The organism is Acinetobacter sp. SFB (assembly GCF_001647545.1).
GTDB lineage: Bacteria > Pseudomonadota > Gammaproteobacteria > Pseudomonadales > Moraxellaceae > Acinetobacter.
Genome location: NZ_LSZH01000002.1, coordinates 96,087 through 121,299, shown reverse-complemented (window position 1 = coordinate 121,299; position 25,213 = coordinate 96,087). Strand labels below are relative to the sequence as shown.

Genomic DNA, 25,213 nt, shown 5'->3' with positions numbered 1-25,213 from the left:
GGCGGAGCGTTGATTTCGATTATCAGTATTGCCTGGTTCAAGCGTTCAGCTTTGCTAGAACTGCGCAATCACGTCAATGCCATTTCAACTGTGCAATTGGGCAAAGGCTGGAATTTCACCTTAACCGTGGTTACCTCTTTGATTTTGTTGGTTACTTTAGGAATGACCATCTATAACTTATTATTAAAAGGTTATGGTGACTATAGTACAAGTTTACAGTGGTTATTTGGCTGGGGCTGCATCATTTTCTGTGCTGTGGTGGCGTTTGTATTAGCCAAAATGAAAGATCGCTAGGAGAATAAAGATGAATACTTCAGCAATTGTGATGATGATTATCTCGATAGTGTTTTTATGGGGTGGATTAGCCTTGTCGATTCTTCACTTGATGAAAAATCCTGAAGAATTAGATGATGTGCTTGAAGAAGTGAAAGATCAGCATACGCTTTAAGTCAAAAAATCAGTCTTTACTGACAATGCACGAAAATGAAAGCCATTATCATAAATGATAATGGCTTTCTGGTTTCTGAAAAGGGAGCTGACGGATGCAAACTATTTTGCAGCACCAAGTGTGGATCGCATTTGCAGTGACCTTTCTGGAAGGATTGGCCACCGTGCTTGGTGGCATATTGGTTTTATTTTTCAGGCAACCGAGTTATCGGCTGTTATTGTTCGCTTTGGTTTTTGCAGCAGGGGCAATGGTTTAGGTTTTATTGGCTGAAATTTTAAATATATTAATTGCTTTTTTAGTCAGGCTTTTGACCCTAAAGTTAGTTTTGCCTTGGGTACTTTTGCCTTTTTATTTGGGAGGATCTTGGTCTTGCTGCTGGATCATTTCATTCCCAACCCACATGAAACCCTTGAAGCAAACCGTGCTGCCGAGATTGAACAACGACGGTTAAGGCGTACCGCTTTACTGACCTTGTTCGCCATTACCGCACACAACTTCCCTGAAGGTTTAGCGACATTTTTTTCGACATTAGAAAGCCCAACTTTGGGTGCACCCTGAGCGGTGGCCATTGCCATTCATAATATTCCCGAAGGTATTGCGATTGCGTTGCCGATCTATATGGCAACCGGGCGCAGAGATCTGGCTTTAGGTGCCAGTTTTATTTCCGCCTTAGCAGAGCCATTGGGGGCGACACTGGGTTACTTTATTTTGGCACCGTTTATGAGTTTTACTGTGTATGGTGCGGTCTTTGGTGTGATTGGTGGAGTGATGGTATTTTTGGCACTGGATGAACTCTTACCCACAGCAAAGCGCTACGCCCAAGGTCATGAAACAGTGTATGGACGGGTGATTAGCATGGCATCTTTAGCGCTGAGTTTAGTGCTGTTTAAATTTGTCATTTAAAAATATAGCGTCAAAAAACATAGACATAAAAAAAGGTGGCTCAAAAGCCACCTTTTTGATGTAAACCGTCTTTATGTCGGGGAGTTATGCCGTTTTCTGGATACGGCAATAGAAGAAACCATCGCCATGATCCACTTTTGGCAGTAACTGGCGACCATGAATTTGTTCAATTCCCCAGTCCACATCAATTTTTTGTTCTTGCGCATCGGCATGACGGGCGAAGAAGTCCACCATTTGCTGTTCATTTTCAGCTTTTAAAATCGAGCAGGTGATGTAAAGCAGGGTGCCACCGACTTTCAACTGTTGCCACATATTTTCAAGAATCTGTTTTTGCAACTCAACGGTTTTGGCAATATCACCCGACTGACGCAATAAACGAATGTCTGGATGGCGACGAATCACCCCAATTGCTGAACATGGCGCATCTAGTACAATACAATCCGCAAGCTCAGGTGCAGTCCATTTCACTGCATCTGCGGTGATGATTTCAACGTGTTTGCCGTCGAGAATCAGGCGTTCCAAGTTCTCAGATACACGTTTCAAGCGTTTTTCGTCTTGATCGAGTGCAATCAGTTTTTTCGGCTGATATTTCTCTAAAAGATGCGCGGTTTTCCCACCCGGTGCTGCACAGGCATCAATTACAAATTTACCGTCCAGATTAGGTACTAAAGTTGCGCAAAGCTGGGCATGTTCATCCTGTACCGAAAAACCGCCGGCTTCAAAACCTGGCAGACTCGGCACGTGAATACTTTCATCCAGTACAATACCGACATCGGAAAGTTCACAACGATGGGCATCGATGCCTTCGTCTTCCAGAATGTCGAGATATTCTTCGCGGCTGACCTGACGGGTATTGACACGCAAAGTCAGTGGCGCAACCTGTTTAAGCTCGTAGCTGAGTTCAGCAAATTGCTCGCCCCAGTCTTTCTTTAAACGCTTCGCCAACCAGCTTGGTAAATTCGATGCATTTTCCAAGACATCATAAAACTGCTCAGTTTCACGCGTTGCACGGCGTAAAATGGCATTTACCACGCCACTTAAACTTTCCATGCCCAGTTGTTTGCTGGCTTCTACTGTTTCAGAAATCGCAGCATGTGCAGCTACACGGGTGCACAGCAATTGATATAAACCGACATATAAACAGGTTTCAACCACTGGATTTTCAAGCGGTACAGTAAGCAGGGGTAAAGTCACCTGTTTCAGTGCATGCCACTGGCGTAGACAGCCCAGCACCAATTCGTGATACAACGCGCGGTCTTTGTCTGACACGATGTTCATGTGCTGATTTAACACCGATGCCAGTGATTGACCATTTTGGACAGCCAATAACGTTTTAACAACCTGAGCACGTAAGTTTAAGGTCTTACCAGAGGCGTGGGGAGATTGTCTCATTATAAAATTTGTCCGATATTCAGTTTTTGAGTTTGTAAAATTTGTACGGCATTCAGCGGTTTGCCACCTGGCCATTGTAAAGCAGTTAGCGTGATTACAGTGTTATTTGCACAGGCAACATGTACGCCGTGTTTATCAATTGCAATGATTTCACCCACTTGAGAATTTTCTGCAGTGGCATTGGATAACTGAGAATTCCAGACACGCAGGTTGTTTTTTTCATCCAGCACGATAAATGCCACAGGCCACGGGTTAAAAGCGCGAATATTACGGTCAATTTGTACCGCATCGATGGCCCAGTCAATCTGCGCCTCAGCTTTTGATAATTTGTGCGCATAGACGGTTAAAGCTTCATCTTGAACTTCACGTGTTGCTAAATAGTGTTGCAGTTTTTCTGTCGATTCTAAAACAGCGACAATAGCAGTTGCCCCCTGAATGGCAAGTTTATCATGCAGGCTTGCAGAGGTATCTGTGGCTTCAATCGGGCAGAGGGTTTTATACATCATGTCACCGGTGTCCAGACCTGCGGCCATTTTCATAATGGTCACGCCTGTTTCGCTATCACCCGTTGCAATGGCACGTTGAATCGGTGCTGCACCGCGCCAGCGTGGCAATAAAGAGCCATGAATATTTAAACAGCCATATTTAGGCGTGTCTAAAACCGCTTGCGGCAGGATCAAGCCATAGGCTGCCACCACCATCACATCTGCATTTAAAGCTTTCAGTTCAGCCTGTGCTGCCAGACCTTCTTCAGTCGATGATTTGAAATGCAGCGGCTGATACACCGGAATGTCGTGTTCTAAAGCCAATTGTTTGACTGCCGATGCGCTGAGTTTTTGCCCACGACCCGCTTTGCGGTCAGGTTGGGTATATACCGCAACAATTTCATGTTCTGTTTTCAACAGCGCGTCTAAAGCGACCGCTGCAAATTCTGGTGTACCCGCAAAGATGATTTTCACAGATGAAATTCCAAATAAACTTAATGCATTATAAGGCAAAAGCAGAGCCAGACCTAAGATCGTGTGCATGAAGTCCCAAACTACTGAAACTCAGATCTTTATCTCGGGTTTTTGCAGATAGTGCTTTATTCAAACCTAATTAATAATAAAATAAAGTAATGCAAAATTAAAAAATTATTCATGAAAGTTTTGTATTTAATTCAGTGTTATGGCGTTATATTAGCTTTCAGTATCAGTTTATTTTATATAAATCGTCGAAACATCCATAGATTTCTCTCATTAAAAATCATGCTTACAGGGCTTTGCTTCAATGCAACCTGTAGTAAGATATGTCTATATTTCGACTGATTTAACCTTATATATCAGTATCATTCAGCCAGAGTGAATCCTAGAATTCATTTCGAGCACAAACTTTGTTGGAAATACACAATGCCTGACTATCGTTCAAAAACATCGACACACGGAAGAAATATGGCTGGCGCACGTGGCTTATGGCGTGCAACCGGCATGAAAGATGAAGATTTTGGTAAACCGATTATTGCGGTGGTCAACTCTTTCACTCAGTTTGTACCGGGTCACGTCCATTTGAAAGACTTAGGTCAGCTTGTGGCACGTCAGATTGAAGCATCAGGCGGTGTGGCCAAAGAATTCAATACCATTGCCGTAGATGACGGAATTGCGATGGGCCATGACGGCATGCTGTATTCATTGCCTTCACGTGACCTGATTGCGGACTCGGTTGAATACATGGTCAATGCACACTGTGCCGATGCGATGGTCTGTATTTCTAACTGTGACAAAATCACCCCGGGCATGTTGATGACAGCAATGCGTCTCAATATTCCAGTGGTGTTCGTGTCGGGTGGCCCAATGGAAGCGGGTAAAGTCAAAATTCGTGGGGATGAAAAAGCCATTGATTTGGTCGATGCCATGATCGTTGCAGCAGATGACAGTTTCACCGATGAAGAAGTGGCTGAATACGAACGCTCTGCATGTCCAACCTGTGGTTCATGTTCAGGCATGTTCACCGCCAACTCAATGAACTGTTTAACTGAAGCTTTGGGTCTGTCTTTACCGGGTAATGGTTCAACTTTAGCAACTCACGCCAACCGTAAAAAATTATTCGAACGTGCAGGTCAGTTGATTGTAGAACTGGCAAAACGCCATTATGAACAAGATGATTACAGCATTTTACCGCGTTCAATTGCGACTAAAGCAGCGTTTGAAAATGCCATGACTTTAGACGTTTCAATGGGTGGTTCAACCAATACTGTACTGCATTTATTGGCCGCGGCACATGAAGCCGAAGTCGATTTCACCATGACAGACATTGATCGTCTTTCTCGTAAAGTTCCAGTGCTGTGTAAAGTGGCACCGGCAAAACAAGATGTGCATATGGAAGACGTACACCGTGCAGGCGGGATCATGTCAATCCTGGGTGAACTTGACCGCGCAGGCTTATTGGATACTTCAGTACCGACAGTACATGAAAAAACCTTAAAAGATGCCTTGGATAAATGGGACATCATCCGTACTGAAGATGCGGATGTCTACGAGTTTTTCCGCTCAGCCCCAGGCGGTGTGCCGACTCAAACTGCTTTCTCGCAAAACCGTTATTACCAAACTTTAGACGGTAACCGTGAAACCGGTGTGATCCGTAATGCAGAACATGCCTTCTCGCAAGATGGCGGCTTGGCTGTGCTTTACGGCAACATTGCACTGGATGGCTGTATCGTCAAAACGGCTGGTGTAGATGATTCGATCTTAAAATTCAACGGCACAGCACGTGTCTTTGAAAGCCAGGATGCTGCGGTAGAAAGTATTTTGGGTGGCGGTATTAAAGCCGGCGATGTAGTAGTAATTCGCTACGAAGGTCCACGCGGTGGCCCGGGTATGCAGGAAATGCTGTATCCAACCAGTTACTTAAAATCGAAAGGTTTGGGTAAAGACTGTGCACTTTTAACTGATGGCCGTTTCTCTGGTGGTTCATCAGGCCTATCTATTGGTCACGTGTCACCTGAGGCCGCTGAAGGCGGTGCCATTGGTCTGGTAGAAGATGGTGACCGTATCGAAATTGATATTCCGAACCGTACTATTCATCTGGCTGTGGATGATGCAACCATGGCTGCGCGTCGTGAAGCGCAAGAAGCCAAAGGCTGGCAGCCTGCGGAACCGCGTCCGCGTAAAGTCTCTAAGGCACTCAAAGCTTATGCGATGCATACCACCAGTGCCTCAAAAGGTGCGGTACGTGATATCTAATTTGTAGTTTGTACAGATTAAAAAAGCACTCCAGATGGAGTGCTTTTTTATTGATGATTGAAAATAACACGGTCGTATTTTACTTTGTGATCTTGCAATGATATTGCCTAGACGATGTTTTACTTTTGGCGGCGCAAAAGTAACAAAACGCCTTTGTTTTCCTGATGCAGCATCCTTGCTGCACAGAAAAACAGCGACATCCATGTCGCTTCATCATGTGATTTGGTTGGGGGTAAAAGCATTAAATGGCGTAATGCCATAACAGAGTTTCGCTTTTATGTGCTGTCTGCCTTCTATACAATGATCTTAAAATAAATTGCTCCAGACTGAAGCTTAACATCGGTCATCGCCAAGGAATAAAATAATGAGTAAAGCAAATATCCGCGAGCATTCCGCACCGGTTTACGAAGGTATTGAAAATGCACCGGCACGTTCCATGATGCGTGCCACGGGATTTAAAGATGCAGACTTTACCCGTCCATTTATTGGGATTGCCTCGACCTGGGCCAATGTCACACCCTGTAATATGCACATTGATGGTTTGGCACGTGAAGTGGAAAAGGGCGTCAATGCTGCCAATGGTAAGGGTATTATCTTCAATACCATTACTATTTCTGACGGTATCTCTAATGGTACCGAAGGCATGAAATACTCCTTGGTGTCGCGTGAAATTATTGCAGATTCGATTGAAGCGGTGGTGGGTTGTCAGGCTTATGATGGCGTGATTGCCATTGGTGGCTGCGACAAAAACATGCCGGGTTGCATTATGGGGCTGGCACGTTTAAACCGTCCGGGTCTGTTTATTTATGGCGGAACCATTAAACCGGGTGCCGGCCATACCGATATGATCTCGGTATTTGAAGCGGTTGGTCAATATGCCAAAGGCGAGATTAACGAAATTCAGGTGAAGCATATTGAAGAAGTTTCCTTGCCAGGCCCGGGTTCATGTGGCGGTATGTACACGGCAAACTCGATGGCTTCTGCCATTGAAGCGCTAGGTATGAGCTTGCCCGGTTCATCTGCACAGGAAGCGGTGTCAGACGAGAAGCTGCTTGACTGTAACCGTGCCGGTGAAGCGGTAATGAACTTGCTGCGTTTAGACATTAAACCCCGCGACATCATGACCAAAGCGGCCTTTGAAAACTCGATTAAAGTGTTGATTGCACTGGGTGGCTCGACCAATGGTGTACTGCATATGTTGGCGATGGCACATACTGCAGGTGTGGAACTGTCACTGGACGACTTTGTCCGTATTGGGCAGGACATTCCTGTGGTGGCAGACGTGCGTCCATCAGGTAAATACCTGATGTCTGAACTGATTGCGATTGGCGGTATTCAGCCATTGATGAAACGTATGCTGGATGCCGGCATGCTGGATGGTTCGTGCTTAACCGTCACCGGTAAAACCTTGGCTGAAAATCTGGCAGATGTTGAAGACTATCCTGAAGGGCAGCAAATTATTCTGCCCTTTGATGCGCCGATCAAAAAAGACTCGCATCTGGTGATCTTAAAAGGCAACCTGTCACCAACCGGTGCAGTGGCAAAAATTACCGGTAAGGAAGGGCTGTATTTTGAAGGTCCGGCACGGGTATTCGAAGGTGAAATTGGTGCGATGCGCGGAATTATGGATGGCGAAGTGCAAGAAGGTGAGGTAGTCGTCATTCGCGGTGAAGGGCCAAAAGGTGGTCCGGGGATGCCGGAAATGCTGAAACCGACTTCTGCGATTATTGGTAAAGGTTTGGGTAAATCTGTTGCACTCCTTACAGATGGTCGTTTTTCTGGGGGGAGTCATGGTTTTGTCATTGGTCATGTGACTCCGGAAGCCTATGAAGGCGGTCCGATCGGCTTGGTTAAAAATGGTGATAAAATTTCCATTAATGCTGAAACCCGAGAAATGACTTTACATATTTCTGATGAAGAAATGGCAGTACGTCAAGCCGCCTGGGTGAAGCCAAAACCGAATTACACCTATGGTGCTTTGGCGAAGTTTGCCAAATTGACCACAGGGGCTGAAAAAGGGGCAGTAACGGATTTAAATTTAGATGTATAATTGATCATTCCCTAACAAATTGTTATAAACCCTTGTAGCACTACAAGGGTTTTTTTTCGAGGTTTATCTCATGTCACTGTTGCGCCGTTGGTTTGATCCACTTCGATCGCGTTGGTTTTATCAAAAGCCGACTCGTAAAGTGGTGTTATCTACGGAACAGGGTTTAAGTATCCATTTACGTCTGGATGATGTGTACAGTTATTTGGCTGTACAGCAGTTAGCTGAACTTGAAGAAATTTTAAGTGATGAACTGAAACCTTTAAAAGTGATTATTTCCAGCCGAACGGCGGAACCCCCCAATCGTATGTCTGCAATGGAGTGGCAAAATTACTGCTTGAATGATGCCAAAATTCTATCTAAACAGCATCGCTTTAGTTTCCATGAAACCCCAGAACAACCACCGCTTGATGCCATAACACAAGCAGAAACCATCCTTCGCAATACCCCATTACGCGGTCAAGACTTTCTCTATTTACTCGAAGATGTATTTCACATGTTGTGGCAAAAACAGTATGGAAAATTACGTACATTACATGCTATGGCCAGCCGACATCATCGTGCTCAAGAGTTTGCAGAACGTATTTTTAATGATGACGAAGTCCTTGCCAGTTATTTTGAATTTGGTCAGCGCAAATACCATGCGGTAGATGATTTACTTCGGTTGATGCGTCGTTTAAAACAACAGAAACTGCTGACCGGAAATCCTATCTTCCTGATTAATCATATTGATTGGCGCGAACACTTAATTAGTGATGCAGAAGAGCTGAATGAAATTCAGGCACTAGATCCGGAACTGGATTTGTATATTGCGCTTGAAGACCCGATCTCGTGGTTATTATTGGCTTATATTAAAGAAGAACTGGCGAATTATTATAATATTCAGCTCAATGTCTATCCACTTTCTTATCATGGACGCGATCTGTTTGACTGGAGTTTGGCGACGCGTCTTTCCAAACGCACAGACGTGAAATTTACCCCATTTTGCCGTCCCACACAATCTGCCACTTTTGAGATGGCGCAACTGTTTTACAGTGTGCCTGAAGAGCAGCGTGTGGATGCGATGTATCGCATTTTGCAGGCGGTATGGACCAAAGGCAAAGACCTGTCGTTTAAATCACATTTCGAGCAGATACAGCGTGATTTAGAGATCAGTGAATTAACCCAAGAAGATATCACTGCCAAATTAAAAGAAAATGACATACGCTGTGAAATGAAATCACAGCCTAATTTTCCTGTGCTTGAACTTCGCATTGATGGTCAAAGTTATGTATTTAACAGCTTGTACCGTGTCTGGATGATTGAAAGCATTTTTAGTAATGTTTTAGAAGACCAATATAAAAGTGAAAATGATGATAGAAAAGATGAAGAAAGAAAAGTGTGAGTCTTTAGAACAAGTCCGTGAAAAAATTGATGCTATTGATACGGCATTGATTGAAATGATTGCAACGCGTCAATTTTATGTGGAACAGGCAGTACGCTTTAAACGTACGGTGCAGGATGTGCAGTCACCGGAACGGGTTGAGCAGGTGATTAGCAAAGTGCGCGCACAAGCCATTGAATTGGGAACCGATCCGGATTTGGTTGAACACCTGTATAGAGAAATGATTCAACGCTTTATTCAGCGCGAACTGAAAGAGATTAGACCCTAATTTGCTTTCAGTGAATGCCCAGCATGCCATAAAAAAGACACCTTTTAAGGTGTCTATTCGAATGGTACGATAGATCTATTAGGCCAGTCGGTAATAGGTATAGCTCACCTGATCACTCTTATACACCGCATGGCTGTTTTGGCGGAAATCAGAAACCCACTGGCGGCCGGTATAGGCAGCAATATGACCATACACATGTTTTTGGGTTCTATTAATAATATAAATGTCACCTTCCCGCGGTTGATCAAATGACGCTTTGATCTTCTTGTAGCCAATGGTCTGGAGCGTACGACCCCAATCTGCAGCTGCTACAGGATGGTTTAAAATTTTGGCGCCTGCTGACTGCAGTGCAATACGAATGCTTCGTGCACATTTTTTGGTACTGGTGGCGGATGACATACTATGTAACTTTTGCGTAAATTTACGCACATCAAGATAGGGGATACCTTTATTCTTCTGGGGATTCTTGGCTGTTAACGCTGATTGATTATCTTGATATTGCTGGGAGATTACTGCAGTATTCTGGTTTGTAGCATTCATCATATTGCTATGCTGTACATCATAAATCATTCTTAAATTTCTACCTTATCTTCAATTGCTCTTAGAAAAAAATAGACAACATTTTTCAGAACTGAAATACCTATTTTTTTTCCTTAAATTGGTTCAAATGATATGTTATTACATATCGCTTGCTCATCAGGAATTGGTACTTTAAAAGCTTTTTGATCAAATATCCACCCGCTTCACCGCTTAAAATAGTAAAAAAGAGAGCCAAAAGGCGGTTAAATTGAGGTGATTAACGCCAGAAGAGCAGAAGGGACAATTTAGAAATCAGTCAGTTAAGCAAAACCTATAAATATGTTATTAATTGAGTGAATTTTTATGTAATCATGCAATTAATTGGTGATTTTTTGATCAAAAATTAACATTTTGTCATATTTGACCTGTAAATTTCTAACATCTGCAAGGTAAAAAATAGGCTCAATCTTTGCTTGAGGCTGAGTCCAAAAAACAATGATTTTACATTTTTTTCGATTCATCTAGCATCGCATTACCATTTAAAGAGTGCCGAGCATGATTGGGTTTGTTATTGCAGTATTTGCCATTGCCGGCATGATTAAAGGTACCATTGGTCTGGGTTTACCTGCAGTTTCCATGGGCTTGCTGACCATTTTTATCAGCCCATACCAAGCCGCAACTTTGCTTATTGTGCCCTCTATGGTGACCAACTTTTGGCAGCTGTTTGCAGAAGGTCATGTGCTCAAATTGATTCGCCGTTTTTGGCCCTTATTGCTGGGTATTATTGTCGGTTCGATCTGGAGCATTTTCCCTACCCTCGGACATAGCGAATTTCAAAGTGAAGCTTTACTCGGTGGAATGCTGGCATTGTATGGGTTGTACGGTCTATTCTCAAAAAATATGCCGAATCTTGCACCGCATGAAAAATGGTTATCTCCGATTATCGGCTATCTGGGCGGTGCGTTGACGGTAGCCACCGGTGTAGTGGTAATCCCAGTTGTGCCTTACTTGCAGTCACTACAGTTAAAACGTGATGAACTGGTGCAGGCCTTAGGTTTGTCATTTACCATTTCTACCCTTTGTCTGGCTGTATTTCTGCAGCAGAATCCAGTTGAAAATAGTGCTATCGACTACAAAATGTCACTGATTGCATTATTACCTGCTCTGGTGGGGATGTGGCTGGGCACAAAAATTCGCTCTCGCATTCCGGAACAAAAATTCCGTAAAGTGTTCTTTTGTGGTCTGGTAATTTTTGGTGGTTATATGATGCTGCATCAGTTTGGTATGATCTAAAATTAAGCTTTAAGGGTGAGTGTTTTTGCTAAAATTAAATCAATAAGTTGGATTTTTGTGAGAGTAAAAACTGACTAAAATGTTGATAGAACACCGGCAATTGATCAAAATTTTTCGCTGCCAAGAGTAGTTTGCGATTGGCCCAGTCTCCAGTTAGTTCAATATGATGAAAAGAATAAACCGTCTTTAAACGAAGGGCTGCACGTTTCGGCATAATTGCAATACCGACCCCATTGGCCACCACTTGGGCAATCGCGGCAAAATTGGGTAAACGCAAACGGTACTGTATTGCGCATCCGAGTAATTTAGCCTGTGATTCAATAGATTGTTGCAGGGAATGGTATTGCATTAAACCAACAAAGGGATAATGCAGCACATCGACTAATGGCTGTGCTGATTTATCTTTGAGTTCATGATTCAGGGGGCAAATCAGGACTAAAGGATCATCGATAAATTCCAGTGTTTGTAAATGCTCAGAATTAAAAAAACTCGAAATTAAGCCCAATTGTGCCGTGCCTTTTTCCAGGGCCTGAATAATATCGTTGGTTTCCGCTTCTTTTAAATCGATCTGTATATGGGGATTTTCGACCAGATATTGCGGAACGAGCAGGGGAAGGTATTCACTTTGTGCAGAAGAATTACACCATAAGGTCATTTGCGAATTTAAGCCTTCGGCAAAAGCGGCCATGACCTGTTCAAGGTGCCTGCTTTGTTGCATCAGTAACTGTGCCTGTTCCACAAAAGTCTGCCCAGCGATGGTCAGTTTGACCCCCGATGCATGACGGGTAAATAAAGGCACTGCGAACTGTTGTTCAAGTTTTTTAATCCGCTCACTGGCGGCTTGTAAGGAAATTGACGAGCGCTCAGCACCTTTGGTTAAACTGCCAGTATCTACAATATTTAAAAACAGCTGTAGATCAAAAAAGTCCAGTCGCATGTGCTGTGTCATTGAAGTGAAAGTCAGCTCATCATACTAAAATTGTGTTGGTATCAGATATAAAAAAAGCAGCCTTGCGGCTGCCTGAAAATATGTATTTATATTTATGATTTATCGCCTAAGCTAAAGAACCAGTTGAGTATCAAGGCTGCAAACGTAGCCGTCCCAATACCGCCCAAGTTAAAATGACCAAATTGCAGTGCAAAGTCACCTGTGCCTAAAATAATGGTTACCGCAGCCACCATCAGATTTTTGTTTTTAGAGAAATCAACCTTGTTTTCAATCCAGATTTTTGCCCCGGCAATGGTGATTAAGCCGAATACCACAATCGATGCACCGGTTAAAATTGCAGTCGGAATGGTATGAATAATTGCACCAAATTTAGGCGACAAACCCAAAAACACTGCAAATACACCAGCAAATACAAAAATGATAGTGGAATAGACTCGGGTCACTGCCATCACCCCAATATTTTCACCGTAGGTCGTCATGCCCGGGCCACCGACACCACCGGATAATGTGGTGGCAATACCATCCGCCACAAAGGCTTTACCAATATGCGGATCCAGGTTTTCACCGGTCATGGCACCGACAGCTTTAATATGACCCAAGTTTTCAGCCACTAAAATCAAGGCAATCGGAGCAATGATCAGCATGGCATTGAAGTCAAAGACCGGGGAGTGGAACGTTGGCATACCAAACCATGCCGCTTGCTGAATGGGGGTAAAGTTAATCGGTGTACCGTAGCCCATCACATTGGAAACAATATAATAGGTCAGATAAGCCAGCAGCAATCCAATCAGTAACAACAGACGTTGCAACAAACCTTTGGTGAATACTGCAATCGAGCCCATGCACAGCACGGTCACCAGTGACATCCACATGTTAAAGTTATTGCCTGCCACACCTTTCACCGTAACGGGTGCAAGGTTTAAACCAATAATCATGACCACAGCACCGGTGACGACTGGAGGCATCAGTTTTTCAATCCAGTTGGTGCCGGTTGCCATGACAATAAAACCAAAAATGGCATATAACACACCACAGGCCATGATGCCGCCAGCAGCCACAGCTAAATTGGCATTGGGTGCGCCTGTACCCGATGCGGCATAGCCGGTAGCGGCAATCACCACACCAATAAAAGCAAAACTTGAACCTAAATAACTCGGTACACGGCCACCTGTAATCAGGAAAAACAGAATGGTACAAATACCGGACATTAAAATGGCCAGGTTGGGATCAAAACCCATCAAAAAAGGTGCAAGAACTGTTGCGCCAAACATGGCAAAAGCATGTTGCACCCCTAAGACTACGCTTTGAGCAGGGGGGAGATACTCATTGGTACCGACTGGACGTGCATCGATTTGACCTGAATAAGGACGCCATTTGGGAAACCAGCTGGACATAAAATGAGCACTCAAAAGATAAATTGTGCACATCATACTCTTGTTTTTTAGAAGATTTAATCGTTTTGATAATATATTTGTTCAAATTAATCTACTGAGTTTTCTAGTTTTTTTACCGTATGGTAAAAGTTTTGGTATTGGAAAATTAGCATTAAATCAGCGAATTGATGAATGAATTCCGCCTGCTTATTATTTATAAGCATACTTATTCCACTGATAAACCATATGATGTTTTTTGCTAATGGATGCTCAAAAAAAAAGCACATCATAAAGATGTGCTTTGTTGTATAGATGAAATGTTTAACCGGTATTACGCAAACCTGCGGCAATTCCGGCAATACTGACCATCAAAGCGTGATCGACCGGGGTATGTTCAGCCGGATATTCCGCCAAATAGCGACGACGGCGTTTCATCAGTTCGGCCTGTAATAAATGCAGCGGAAGTAAATAGGGTTTACGCACTTTCATGGATTGATCGAGGACTTCGTTACTGCTGAGCAGTTGCGATTCACCTTTTAAAGCCAACAAGGTTTGGACCGCATCTTTTAAACGTTGACGCAGCTGTTCACCCAGTATTTTTAAATCTTCATCATCGGTTAAATGCGATTCGTAATATAAGGCCACATGACTGTCGGCTTTAGAGAGCACCATTTCCAGCATATCAATCAGGGTCTGGAAATACGGCCACTGTTGCAACATTTCATCGAGCAGCGGTTTTTGACCTTGATCAAGCACCTGATTAATTGCAGCGCCTGTACCCAGCCAAGCAGGCAACATTAAACGAATTTGCGTCCAGGCGAACACCCAGGGAATGGCACGTAAGGATTCAATGCCGCCGCTAACTTTGCGTTTTGCCGGACGTGAACCCAAAGGCAACATTTGCAGTTCTAGTTCTGGGGTGACAGTACGCAGATATTTCACAAAATGTGGGTTTTCACGTACCGTTTCACGATAGACCTGTACCGACAAATCGGTCATGCTGTGCATCAACTGACGCCATTCCTCTTTAGGCACGGGCGGTGGCAACAAGGTTGCTTCCAATGTTGCAGCGGTATAAATTTCCAGATTTTGTAATGCAATGCCTTCCAGACCGAATTTGAAGCGGATCATTTCACCTTGTTCGGTGACTCGAATCGCACCAGAAATAGAACCCGGTGGCTGTGAAAACAGCGCTTGCTGGGTCGGTGCACCACCGCGACTGATGGAACCGCCACGACCATGAAACAGTGTCAACTGCACCGCATGTTTTTGTGCAACCGAAGTCAGTTCTTCCTGCGCACGGTATTGTGCCCAGTTGGCCGACATAAATCCGGCATCTTTGGCAGAATCCGAATAGCCAATCATCACTTCATGCTTGCCCTGAATATGCTGTTTGTACCAGTGCATATTGAACAAGGTGTTCATGGTGTCGGCTGCACCATCCAAGTCTTTCAGCGTTTCAAATAATGGGACTACCCGAAGTGCATGCTTAATACCGGCTTCTTTTTGCAGCAGTAAAACTGCCAGCACATCACTTGGATATTCAGCCATCGAGATAATATAAGCGCCTAAGCTTTCTTTAGGTTGTTCAGCTAAGGTGCGCATGGTGGCAAAGACTTCCTGCACATCCGGATGTTCAATCAGGCTTTGTGCAGGTTCATTTAAATGTTTCGGCAGCAAAGGACGTTTGCTTTGTAACTCTTGCAACAGGAAGTTTTGGCGCGCCTGTTCGGTCCAGGTTTCAAAATTGCCCAAGCCTAAATATTCGGTAATGGCCGAAATGGCCTGACGGTGACGACCGGATTCCTGACGGATATCCAGTTTGAGCAATTCAATACCAAAACAGTTGACCCGATGAATAAAGTCGAGCAGTTTGCCATTGGCAATTTCGGGCAAGTTGCAGGCAATCAATGAACGGTAACAGAGCAATAATGGCTGTAATAATTCATCTTTGCTTTTAATCACCAGACTACCGTCGGAATCTTGACCTTGTAGTTTTTCAGCCAGCCAATGACGGGTGGCTTTGAGACGTTCACGAGTATCACGCAGATATTCGCGGTACGGTTCTGCATGTGGATGTCCCAGTGCTTGCATCAGTTCATCGCTTGCGTTTTGAATCGAGAGTTCCCAGCGCAGGTCTTCAATATCACGCAGGTATAAGTCGGCGGCTTTCCAGCGTGAAAGCCACAGTACTTCTTGAGTAATATTATGGGTGACATTCGGATTACCATCGCGGTCGCCGCCCATCCAGGAAGCAAAACGAACCGGTGCAATGCTTAAAGGCAAACGCTGTCCACAGTGCGCTTCAACCATTTCATCCAGTTCACGAACGAACTTCGGTACCGCATTCCATAAGGTCTGTTCAATGGTGGTAAAACCCCATTTTGCTTCATCGACCGGGGTCGGGCGGTGCTGACGAATTTCATCAGTTTGCCATGCAGAACAAATCAGCTGTTTTAATTCTTCGAGCACCGCTTTACGTTCACGCGGGGTCAGTTTTTGTTGATCCGCTTTGAATAAGCAGTCATTAATACCGTCATATTTTTGAATCAGGGTACGGCGGCTGATTTCTGTTGGATGCGCGGTGAGCACCAGTTCAATGTTCAGTTCGCAAATTTGCTTGAATAGCGTGTCTGATGAAATTTCATGCGCTTTGAATTTTTGGAACAGATGATCCAGTGGGTTTGGTGAAGGCGCATGTTCATCAAATTCACTTTTACGACGGCTGCGCACTACATTGTACTGTTCGGCAATATTGGCAAAGTTCAGAAAGTGGGTAAATGCACGCGTCAGGGGAAGAATTTCCTCATCTTCCAGACTTAAAAAAAGTTGTTCGAGTTGTTTTTCTGCTTCAACCTGACCATCACGGGCACCTTTAGATAGCGCACGAATTTGTTCAACCTGATTAAACAAATCTTGACCTGCATGTTCCTTGAGGGTCTCTCCCAGTAAATTCCCGAGTAAGCGTACATCCTCACGCAGTGGAGCATCAATTTGTTGAATCATTTTTTTCATTCTCCCTAGGCTTCTGTTTTGAATATACCCCGATTCGATGACATTCCAAGTAGGGGAAGACAAAAGTATGTAATCTGTGGCTGATAAAATAGCACTTGATCTGCCTCGTATGCTGTTCGAAAAATGAAAGCTGATTTTTAAATGATTTTTAAATGATTTTTTACGTGATTTTTTTAAGCTGTTTTTTGATATTTCAGCATAAACAATTCAATGCTGCTTAAAATAATCTGCTGTTTTTCTGCGGCAGTGGGGATGGCACGAATGCCGAGTAGTACTTCGTGATGACGCACCCCCAGCAATAAAGACACAATCAGCCAGGTCAGGGTTTTTAATTCTTCTGCTTGAATAAAACCCAGCTCAATTGCCTGCTGAAAAAAGTTTTCCCAAACGGCATGCATACGCAGATGCGAAGCATTATAAAACTTATGCGCCAGTGGATTTTGTTCAGCCGCCAGTTCCAGTAACAACAGTTCCAGCTTAATGGCTTCGGGCAAATTAATAATATTCAGTGCCAAGTCACAGGCATGGATAAATTCTTTATTAAAATCACTGTCTGGCTGCAAATTTAGTGGCCGAGCACTGATGAGTTCCTCACAGGTCGCTGCAATGGCACAGACAAATAAATTGGCTTTATCCTGAAAATGATTGTAGACCGTCAGTTTGGTTACGCCTGCTTCTTGGGCAATCTGATTCATGCTGGAACCCTGATAGCCACACTTCAAAAATAACTTTTTTGCCGCAGTTAAAATTTGCTGACGTTTTTCCAAATCCTTCGGGCGACCCACATTTATTTGCACAATTTTTTCCAAAAAAATCAAAAAGGTCATTGCTTTGACCAGCGAGGTTTAATTAATGTACCAGTGAGTATATTAATTAAAAAATAATCAATTTAAGATACTCCTTATTTTGCCCTAAAAAACATTTTTAAATAAGAGCGAATTCATGAGCATAATTAAGACCGCAGTTGTTAGCATGATCATCGTTTGCAGTGTGACCTTGTGGGGATGCAGCACGGATACCGCGGAACCAGAACAGGTTCCCTTTGTGATGGTGACTCAGCCAAATAGCACGCATAATGAGCAGAAAAGTTATGCCGGTGATGTGCAGGCACGCCAGCAAACCGCTTTGGCATTTCGGGTGGGGGGACAGGTCATCGAACGTTATGTGGATGTCGGTGATCAGGTGAAAGTCGGTCAAGTGCTAGCAAAACTGGATGTTAAAGATGCACAACTCCAACTCAATGCGGCCAATGCTCAACTGGAAAGTGCACAATCTGCGGCAAAAAATGCTGAAGATGAACTGAAACGCTTTAAGCAGTTGCTTCCCATGAATGCGGTGAGTCGTTCGCAATATGATGCGGTGGATAACCAGTATAAAGCGGCGCTCTCGAACTTAAAGCAGGCGCAATCCAATTATGACGTCAGCCGTAACCAAACCGGTTATAACCAGTTGCTGGCCAATAAAAATGGCGTGATCACTGCACGTAATATTGAAGTGGGGCAGGTGGTTGCTGCAGGTCAGGCAGCCTATCAAATGGCGATTGCCGGTGATCGTGAAGTGGTGATTGGGGTGCCTGAACAGGCCATTTCCGAGATTAAAGTGGGTCAAAGTGCATGGGTGACCTTGTGGTCTAAACCGGAAGATAAATTTGCAGCCTATGTGCGTGAAATTTCACCTGCAGCCGATCAATCCCGAACCTTTAGTGTGAAAGTAGCGTTAAGTGAAGGCAATGCTGCCATTCAACTGGGTCAAAGCGCGCGGGTGTTTTTTAACAAGACTGAGCACAATGTATTGAGTGTGCCTTTATCCAGTGTCTCTGCCAACGGTCAGCAGGCATATGTCTGGGTGGTGAAACCTGATCAGACCATTCGTAAAGTGTCGGTCACTTTGGGTGCCTATGGCCGTGACAGTGTGCCGGTATTGTCGGGTTTAACTGCCCATGATTATGTGGTGATTGGCGGGGTGCATTTGCTGCGTGAAAAACAAAAAATTCAGCCGATTGACCGTGACAATCGTGCCGTAAACATTCAGGCAGGGACTGCATCATGAAGCAAGACCTGAATTCTCAATCACGTTATAACCTGTCGGAATGGGCACTGAAAAATAAAGGCTTAATCCTTTATTTTATGCTGCTCTTGGGCATAGTCGGAATCGTTTCCTATTCCAAACTGGCGCAAAGTGAAGATCCTCCGTTTACCTTTAAGGTGATGGTGATTCAAACCTATTGGCCCGGCGCAACCGCTGAAGAAGTTTCATTGCAGGTCACTGACCGTATTGAAAAAGAACTGATGAGCACGGGCAAGTATGAACGCATCATGGCATTTTCACGTCCGGGCGAATCGATGGTGACTTTTGTTGCCAAGGACTCTTTACCCTCAAGTCAAATTCCCGATGTGTGGTATCAGGTCCGAAAAAAAGTCGGTGATATCAAGCAGCAGTTACCCAGTGGCGTACAGGGTCCGTTTTTTAACGACGAGTTTGGCGATACCTTCGGCAATATTTATGTCTTGACCGGCAAAGATTTTGATTATGGGGTATTGAAAGAATATGCCGACCGCTTGCAGCTCCAGCTGCAACGGGTGAAAGATGTCGGCAAGGTGAATCTGGTGGGATTACAAGACCAGAAAATCTGGATTGAACTGTCCAATACCAAAGCTGCTCAGCTCGGCATTCCAGTCACGGCGATTCAACAAGCGCTGCAACAGCAAAATACCGTGGCCAGCGCCGGTTTCTTTGAAACCGGTGCTGACCGTATTCAAATGCGGGTCAGCGGTCAGCTGCAAAGTGTCGATGAACTCAAGCAAATGCCACTGTTGGTGGCCGGTAAAACCATTCAATTGGGCGATGTCGCTGAGGTCTATCGCGGCTTTAGTGAACCGGCTCAACCGCGTATGCGTTTTATGGGGGAAAACGGCATTGGCATAGCAGTCTCGATGCGTAAAGGCGGTGATATTCTGGCTTTAGGTAAAAACCTGGAAACGGAATTTGCGCAATTGCAAAAGTCTTTGCCTTTAGGCATGCAGCTGCAAAAGGTTTCTGATCAGCCGGTTGCGGTAAAACGCAGCGTCAATGAATTCATGAAGGTGTTGGCTGAAGCGGTAATTATCGTTTTACTGGTCAGCTTCTTCTCACTGGGTTTCCGTACCGGACTGGTGGTGGCATTTTCCATTCCACTGGTATTGGCAATGACCTTTGCCGGCATGAATTTATTCGATGTCGGGCTGCATAAAATCTCATTGGGCGCACTGATTTTAGCCCTCGGTTTATTGGTTGACGACGCCATTATTGCTGTCGAGATGATGGCGATTAAAATGGAGCAGGGTTATAGCCGGCTTGAGGCCGCAGGCTTTACCTGGAAGACCACCGCTTTTCCAATGCTGACCGGGACCTTGATTACCGCCGCAGGTTTCTTGCCGATTGCAACCGCAGCATCCAGTACCGGTGAATATACGCGTTCCATTTTCCAGGTGGTGACCATTGCGCTGATTGTGTCGTGGTTTGCCGCAGTGCTTTTTGTCCCTTACTTGGGTGATAAACTGCTGCCCGATTTTTCAAATTTGCCCCAAAAAGCGCCGTGGTATCAGCGTCTTTGGGCACGGTTGCGCAAGCAGCCTGAACCGCAACCGGTGCAGCATCATGCCGGTGAACATCATGATCCGTACCAGACCAAGTTTTATCAAAAATTTAGAGCTTGGGTCGATACTTGTCTGACCTACCGTAAAACGGTGATTGCCGCAACAGTGGGCATTTTTGTCTTGTCAGTCCTGATGTTTAAACTGGTGCCGCAGCAGTTTTTCCCGCCATCAAATCGTGCCGAAATTTTGGTGGATTTAAAACTGGAAGAAGGCGCATCGCTGACTTCAACTGAAAATGCGGTGAAAAAAGTCGAAAAGTTCTTGTCGACCAAAGCGGGGATTGATAACTATGTGGCCTATGTCGGCACAGGTTCAACCCGTTTTTATTTACCGCTAGACCAACAGCTTCCACAGGCCAGTTTTGCCCAGTTTGTGGTCTTGGCGTCTTCCCTGGATGACCGTGATGAAATTCGTCAATCTTTAGACCAGGAAATCCGTAAATTGTTGCCGGATGTGCGTACCCGGGTATCCTTGCTGGAAAATGGTCCGCCGGTCGGTTATCCACTGCAATATCGTGTTTCTGGTGAAGACTTGCATCTGGTCCGTCAGTGGGCGCACAAAGTGGCTGCTGTGGTGGGAGATAATCCCAATACCAGCAATGTGCATCTGGATTGGGGTGAGCCAAGCAAAGTCATTCATTTGAATATTGACCAAGATCGTGCCCGTCAAATGGGCGTGTCGAGCCTAGATTTAGCCAATTTTTTAAACGGTTCAATCAGTGGTGCCACCATTAATCAATATCGTGAAAAACGTGAATTGATTGAAATTCGTCTGCGGGGTGATCAGGCTGAACGAGTTGATGTTGAGGCCTTGTCCAGTCTGGCGGTACCCACTGCCAATGGGGGTTCCGTACCGCTGGCGCAAATTGCCAAAATTGAATATGACTTTGAAGATGGTCTGATTTGGCATCGTAACCGCTTGCCGACCATTACCGTACGGGCCGATATCCGCAGTAAATTACAGCCAGCCACCGTGGTTGGCGAACTGGTTGACAAAATGGATCAGCTGCGAGCCGAACTGCCAGGGGGTTATCTGGTTGAAGTGGGCGGAACCGTAGAAGAGTCGGCACGCGGACAAAACTCGGTCAATGCCGGTATGCCCTTTTTCCTGGCGGTGGTCATGACCTTGTTGATGATTCAGCTCAAGAGTATCTCGCGTGCGCTGATTGTTTTGTTAACGGCACCTTTGGGCTTAATCGGGGTGGTGTTATTCCTGTTATTGTTCAATAAGCCTTTTGGTTTTGTGGCGATGTTGGGCACGATTGCACTTTCTGGCATGATCATGCGAAATTCTTTAATTCTGATTGATCAGATTGAACAGGATATTCAAGAAGGACATGATCCTTGGTCAGCCATTGTGGATGCGACCATGCGCCGTTGTCGTCCGATTGTGCTGACGGCATTGGCCGCGGTACTGGCGATGATTCCTTTATCGCGCAGTATTTTCTTTGGTCCGATGGCGGTTGCCATTATGGGCGGATTGATCGTTGCCACCCTGTTAACCTTGTTCTTCTTGCCTGCATTGTATGCACAATGCTTTAAAGTGAAAAAAAATAAGCAAAGTACATAAATTTTTGATAATAACCAGGTGCGAAATATTGAAAATTTCAATATAGTAGCACTTGATATTTGTATACATTTCTATAAAGCAATTTACTGCGTATTAAAAAACTAAACGTGTAGTGAATGGGGTTAAAAAGCACATGAAGCAAGACAACTTAAGCCGACTTCGCCGTTCCATTGCGATCTCTTATGTCTTCATGTTCTTTGCTTTATTTACCGTGATTAGTGGCATATTTGCTTACTGGTTTGCGCGCAAAGTCACACAAGTGGATAGTGCTGAAGTATGGCTTGAAGCTCAAGGGCTTTGGGTGATGCGAAATATTGTGATTTACTCTATTTTAGTGGTATTTGCTGCCCTTTGGTTTATTCCACTGATTTTCTTTTATTGGGATAGCGCACTTTGGGTAACCGGTTGTACCGTTGCTGGGGTAATATTTACGATTATCGCCTTTTTGTTTTTGCTTAATGCATGGCTTAAAGGTATCTCTCGATTTTTAAAAAATAAAGCCGTTTTCTAAGCTGGCTAAATTTTTTTCCATCATTCCCCTTGTAAAATTTGGATTGACCCCCAATTTCAGTCCACAGTTAAGCATTAATCAAATTCCGTGAGGAGCATCGCCAGACATGGCTAAACGTGATTATTATGAGGTTTTGGGCGTCGCTAAAACCGCTAGTGATGATGAAATTAAAAAAGCCTACCGTAAGTTGGCGATGAAATATCATCCGGACCGCAATCCAGACAACCCTGAAGCTGAAGATAAATTTAAAGAAGCTGCTGAAGCTTATGAAATTTTATCCGATGGCGAAAAACGCAGTATGTATGACCGTATGGGGCACAATGCCTTTGAAGGCGGTATGGGCGGCGGTGGCGGCTTTGGTGGTGGTTTCAGTGCAGAAGATATCTTTAGCCAGTTTGGCGATATCTTTGGTGGCGCTTTTGGTGGCGGTGGTCGTCAACAACAACGCGCACGTCGTGGCTCCGACCTTCGCTACGTCATGGAATTGACTCTTGAAGAAGCAGTCAAGGGCGTGAAAAAAACCATTACCTTTAGTGCACCTGCACCTTGTGATGCCTGTGATGGTAAAGGTTCAAAAAATCCGAAAGATGTTGAAACCTGTAAAACCTGTCATGGTGCAGGCCAAGTGCGTATGCAACAGGGTTTCTTCTCTGTTCAGCAAACCTGTAGCACCTGTCGTGGTCAAGGCACCATCATCAAGAACCCATGTAATAAATGTCATGGTTCGGGTGTTTCGGATCGTCAACAAACGCTGGAAGTCACTATTCCTGCAGGCGTGGATAATGGCGACCGCGTACGTTTAACTGGCAAAGGCGAAGCGATTCGTGATGGTCAGTCAGGCGACTTATACGTTGAAGTTGTGGTTCGTGAACATGAAATTTTCCAACGCGATGGTGCCGACCTGTATATGGATGTGCCTGTCAGCATTGCTGATGCAGCTTTGGGTAAAGAAATTCAAATTCCAACCCTCGATGGTCGTGTCAGTTTGAAAATTCCTGAGGGAACTCAAACCGGTAAAATGTTCCGTCTGCGTGGTAAAGGGGTTAAACCCGTGCGTACCAGTATGCAAGGTGATTTACTCTGCCGTGTCGTGATCGAAACACCGGTGAATTTGACTGCTCGCCAACGTGAGCTGTTAAAAGAATTGCAAGAAACGATGGATGGTGAAGACAGCAAATCATCTCCAAAGAAAAAATCGTTTTTCGGCCTGTTTGATTAATTTCAAATGACGGTTAAAAAAGGGTGATATTGATATCACCCTTTTTTATGCGCTTAAATTGGTTCATTGCTGATGGGTTGATCAATCGCCCCGACATCTACCTTTTGCGTTGCTGCTTGATCAGCCGGTTCTTGCTTGGTCGCTGCCGGATGATTTGCAGCTTGAGCCGGTGTAGCGCTATGGGTACGAATATTTATTTTCACTTGCGATAGGCTTTCTAAAGTATCTCCGGCTTGGATTGCCGGTTCTGCCCATGCGGTAGTGAGGGTTGTTGCTATCAAAACGCTTAATGCGATTTTTTTCGAATGCATGCTGATCTCCTTATAATTCATCTTTTGATCATTCGTGTCGCGTAGTCTGCGCAGTGATGTTTACAGGGAGATGAAAATCCTTAGCAAAATCATTTATTTTTAATATTGAACTTTCCATACAGCAATCGGCCTGGACTGAGCCATTTTATTGTGCTTTGACATCAAGATCCGCGATGACGGGTTAACCGGCTTTCAATAAAATTTTTTCAGACTGAAATTTAGTGTTAGTACAGAGTTTTGCTATAGTAAGAACAATTTAGAATCAACATTAGGAATATGTTATGTCAGCAGCTCCACGCATTGGTGTATTGGGTGCAGGCGGTCGTATGGGACGCATCCTTGTTCAAGCGGTAAAAGAAGCAGGTTACCAACTTGCAGCGGCTGTGGAACGCCCGGAAAGCAGCTTGATTGGTGCAGATGCAGGCGAGCTTGCCGGTATTGGTGCTGTTGGGGTTAAGGTGGTTGGCAATCTGCAAGACGTATTAAAAGACTGTGACGTAGTGGTGGATTTTACTGCACCGCTTGCCACTGCGCAGCATTTAAAATTGTGCCGTGAAGCAGGCGTGGCCATTGTGATCGGTACCACAGGCATGAATGATGAACAAAAAGCCTTTCTTGATGAAAGTGCAACCCAAACCCCAGTAGTCTATGCCGCGAACTATTCGGTTGGTGTCAATGTTTCAATCAAACTGTTGGAACTTGCCTCTAAAGTATTTGGTGACACGGTCGATATTGAAGTAATCGAAGCACATCACCGCCATAAAGTGGATGCACCATCGGGTACAGCGCTGATGATGGGTGAGGCGATTGCCGGTGCTTTGGGGCGTAACTTAAAAGAAGATGCTGTGTATTGCCGTGAAGGGCATACCGGTCCGCGTGAGCGCAAAAGTATCGGTTTCCAGACCATCCGTGGTGGCGACATCGTGGGTGAGCATACCGTCATGTTTATTGCCGATGGTGAACGTGTTGAAATTACCCATAAAGCCACTAACCGCATGAACTTTGCTTCAGGTGCAATCCGTGCTGCTGCATGGGTGGTGGGCCGTGAAGCAGGTAAATATGATATGAAAGATGTACTTGGATTTAACGACATTCAAGTATAAAAATACATCAAAATCATTTATAACAAGACAACAAAATTAAAATAAGATGTTCAACG

General features: G+C 44.6%; 20 protein-coding genes and 2 pseudogenes. 13 read left to right on the top strand and 9 right to left on the bottom strand.

What is annotated here, in order from left to right:
- From AY606_RS03590 to zupT, 3 genes and pseudogenes are all read left to right on the top strand, one after another.
- Positions 1–294: pseudogene (locus AY606_RS03590) on the top strand (sodium-dependent transporter); the annotation flags it as partial.
- A gap of 10 nt (positions 295–304) precedes the next feature.
- Positions 305–448, top strand: coding sequence for a methionine/alanine import family NSS transporter small subunit (locus tag AY606_RS03585; protein ID WP_067864859.1), 144 nt, complete (start codon positions 305–307; stop codon positions 446–448).
- A gap of 94 nt (positions 449–542) precedes the next feature.
- Positions 543–1,351 (top strand): annotated as a pseudogene (zupT, locus tag AY606_RS03580) (zinc transporter ZupT).
- Positions 1,352–1,435: 84 nt separating this feature from the next.
- Here zupT and rsmB read toward each other — a convergent pair.
- Entirely contained in the window at positions 1,436–2,743 is a 1,308-nt protein-coding gene (rsmB, locus tag AY606_RS03575; protein WP_067864856.1) for a 16S rRNA (cytosine(967)-C(5))-methyltransferase RsmB, read from the bottom strand.
- Entirely contained in the window at positions 2,743–3,702 is a 960-nt protein-coding gene (fmt, locus tag AY606_RS03570) for a methionyl-tRNA formyltransferase (RefSeq protein WP_067864900.1), read from the bottom strand. The genes rsmB and fmt overlap by 1 nt, the downstream gene beginning before the upstream one ends.
- A 429-nt stretch (positions 3,703–4,131) precedes the next feature.
- Between fmt and ilvD (AY606_RS03565) the strand changes: the two genes are divergently transcribed.
- Positions 4,132–5,961 (top strand): dihydroxy-acid dehydratase, encoded by a 1,830-nt coding sequence (gene ilvD / locus AY606_RS03565; RefSeq protein ID WP_067864852.1) that lies wholly within the window; start codon positions 4,132–4,134, stop codon positions 5,959–5,961.
- Between the two features lie 119 nt (positions 5,962–6,080).
- On the opposite strand, the gene AY606_RS16260 is transcribed toward ilvD (AY606_RS03565), so the two are convergent.
- Entirely contained in the window at positions 6,081–6,221 is a 141-nt protein-coding gene (locus AY606_RS16260) for a hypothetical protein (RefSeq protein WP_171255353.1), read from the bottom strand.
- A 104-nt stretch (positions 6,222–6,325) separates the two neighbouring features.
- Here AY606_RS16260 and ilvD (AY606_RS03560) point away from each other — a divergent pair, with 104 nt between their 5' ends.
- The 3 genes from ilvD (AY606_RS03560) to AY606_RS03550 all read left to right on the top strand — a co-directional run bounded on the left by ilvD (AY606_RS03560) (position 6,326) and on the right by AY606_RS03550 (position 9,660).
- Positions 6,326–8,011: a dihydroxy-acid dehydratase gene (gene ilvD, locus AY606_RS03560; protein WP_067864847.1), complete on the top strand. Its 1,686-nt coding sequence runs from the start codon at positions 6,326–6,328 to the stop codon at positions 8,009–8,011.
- A gap of 70 nt (positions 8,012–8,081) precedes the next feature.
- Entirely contained in the window at positions 8,082–9,392 is a 1,311-nt protein-coding gene (locus AY606_RS03555) for a hypothetical protein (RefSeq protein ID WP_067864844.1), read from the top strand.
- Positions 9,373–9,660 carry a chorismate mutase gene (locus AY606_RS03550; RefSeq protein WP_067864841.1) on the top strand — a complete coding sequence of 96 codons (288 nt, stop codon included), beginning with the start codon at positions 9,373–9,375 and terminating at the stop codon, positions 9,658–9,660. Before AY606_RS03555 ends, AY606_RS03550 begins: the two co-directional genes overlap by 20 nt.
- 78 nt (positions 9,661–9,738) lie before the next feature.
- Here the strand turns inward: AY606_RS03550 and AY606_RS03545 are convergent, their stop codons facing one another.
- Positions 9,739–10,230, bottom strand: a complete 492-nt coding sequence (locus tag AY606_RS03545) for a hypothetical protein (protein ID WP_067864838.1) — start codon at positions 10,228–10,230, stop codon at positions 9,739–9,741.
- Between the two features lie 504 nt (positions 10,231–10,734).
- Here AY606_RS03545 and AY606_RS03540 point away from each other — a divergent pair.
- The gene (locus AY606_RS03540) at positions 10,735–11,472 is read left to right on the top strand and encodes a sulfite exporter TauE/SafE family protein (protein ID WP_067864835.1); all 738 of its coding nucleotides are present in this window, start codon (positions 10,735–10,737) and stop codon (positions 11,470–11,472) included.
- A gap of 34 nt (positions 11,473–11,506) precedes the next feature.
- Here the strand turns inward: AY606_RS03540 and AY606_RS03535 are convergent, their stop codons facing one another.
- From AY606_RS03535 to AY606_RS03515, 4 genes are all read right to left on the bottom strand, one after another.
- A complete protein-coding gene (locus AY606_RS03535) occupies positions 11,507–12,409 on the bottom strand; it encodes a LysR family transcriptional regulator (protein WP_067864833.1) in 903 nt (300 codons plus the stop codon).
- Between the two features lie 104 nt (positions 12,410–12,513).
- Entirely contained in the window at positions 12,514–13,815 is a 1,302-nt protein-coding gene (locus tag AY606_RS03530) for a solute carrier family 23 protein (protein WP_067864831.1), read from the bottom strand.
- A gap of 300 nt (positions 13,816–14,115) precedes the next feature.
- Positions 14,116–16,800, bottom strand: coding sequence for a phosphoenolpyruvate carboxylase (gene ppc, locus AY606_RS03520; protein WP_067864894.1), 2,685 nt, complete (start codon positions 16,798–16,800; stop codon positions 14,116–14,118).
- A 182-nt stretch (positions 16,801–16,982) separates the two neighbouring features.
- Positions 16,983–17,606 carry a TetR/AcrR family transcriptional regulator gene (locus tag AY606_RS03515; RefSeq protein ID WP_067864892.1) on the bottom strand — a complete coding sequence of 208 codons (624 nt, stop codon included), beginning with the start codon at positions 17,604–17,606 and terminating at the stop codon, positions 16,983–16,985.
- A gap of 145 nt (positions 17,607–17,751) precedes the next feature.
- On the opposite strand from AY606_RS03515, the gene AY606_RS03510 reads away from it, so the two are divergent.
- The 4 genes from AY606_RS03510 (at position 17,752) to dnaJ (ending at position 23,743) form a co-directional block, all read left to right on the top strand.
- A complete protein-coding gene (locus AY606_RS03510; protein WP_067864824.1) occupies positions 17,752–18,858 on the top strand; it encodes an efflux RND transporter periplasmic adaptor subunit in 1,107 nt (368 codons plus the stop codon).
- Complete coding sequence (locus AY606_RS03505; RefSeq protein WP_067864821.1) at positions 18,855–22,013, top strand: efflux RND transporter permease subunit; 3,159 nt, start codon at positions 18,855–18,857, stop codon at positions 22,011–22,013. The genes AY606_RS03510 and AY606_RS03505 overlap by 4 nt, the downstream gene beginning before the upstream one ends.
- Positions 22,014–22,146: 133 nt before the next feature.
- The gene (locus AY606_RS03500) at positions 22,147–22,524 is read left to right on the top strand and encodes a hypothetical protein (RefSeq protein WP_067864818.1); all 378 of its coding nucleotides are present in this window, start codon (positions 22,147–22,149) and stop codon (positions 22,522–22,524) included.
- 106 nt (positions 22,525–22,630) lie between these two features.
- The gene (gene dnaJ, locus AY606_RS03495; protein ID WP_067864815.1) at positions 22,631–23,743 is read left to right on the top strand and encodes a molecular chaperone DnaJ; all 1,113 of its coding nucleotides are present in this window, start codon (positions 22,631–22,633) and stop codon (positions 23,741–23,743) included.
- A 53-nt stretch (positions 23,744–23,796) separates the two neighbouring features.
- On the opposite strand, the gene AY606_RS03490 is transcribed toward dnaJ, so the two are convergent.
- Entirely contained in the window at positions 23,797–24,054 is a 258-nt protein-coding gene (locus AY606_RS03490; protein ID WP_067864812.1) for a hypothetical protein, read from the bottom strand.
- Between the two features lie 281 nt (positions 24,055–24,335).
- Here AY606_RS03490 and dapB point away from each other — a divergent pair, with 281 nt between their 5' ends.
- The gene (gene dapB / locus AY606_RS03485; RefSeq protein WP_067864809.1) at positions 24,336–25,157 is read left to right on the top strand and encodes a 4-hydroxy-tetrahydrodipicolinate reductase; all 822 of its coding nucleotides are present in this window, start codon (positions 24,336–24,338) and stop codon (positions 25,155–25,157) included.
- Positions 25,158–25,213: the final 56 nt, after the last annotated feature.